Source organism: Bilifractor sp. LCP19S3_H10 (assembly GCF_052119185.1).
GTDB lineage: Bacteria > Bacillota > Clostridia > Lachnospirales > Lachnospiraceae > Bilifractor.
The window spans coordinates 1-467 of sequence record NZ_JBQKFT010000074.1; the positions used below are offsets into that span (position 1 = coordinate 1).

The window sequence follows — 467 nt, forward strand, 5'->3', positions numbered from 1 at the left end:
GACCTTTAACCCCAATAGATACTGCTATCTAAAGTGGCGTTACATCATGGGGTGGTTGACAGCACCCCTTGCAGCAAAGTTTACTCTGCTGCAACTGTATCAGGTACTTGAATATCAGCAAGATAGTTTATTCCCATACGATACAGATTCATAGCTCCAATACGGTCATCATTTGATTGATAGCCACAGTTCTTGCAAGCAAACAAATGTATCTTCTTGTTACGGTTAGCCTTTTCAGTATGGCCACAGATAGGACAGCACTGACTTGTGTAACGAGGGTCAACTTTTATTACAGAAGATTGATTCTGTTTTGCTTTGTAAATTAATTTTTGTTCGAGGTCATAAAACGCCCACGATACAGAAACATAGCGATTTTTTGTTTTCACACGTTCTGTGGCATTACGAACACCTGTCAAATCTTCAAGTACGAAAAGAGTATGCTTTGGATTGGATTCAACGAGTGCCTT

1 protein-coding gene is annotated in these 467 nt (G+C 39.8%); it reads right to left on the reverse strand.

Annotation, left to right across the window (positions count from 1 at the left end):
* Positions 1-80: 80 nt before the first annotated feature.
* On the reverse strand, positions 81-467 hold a 387-nt coding region (locus tag ACTQZS_RS15495; protein WP_441476610.1), incomplete at its 5' end, for an RNA-guided endonuclease TnpB family protein.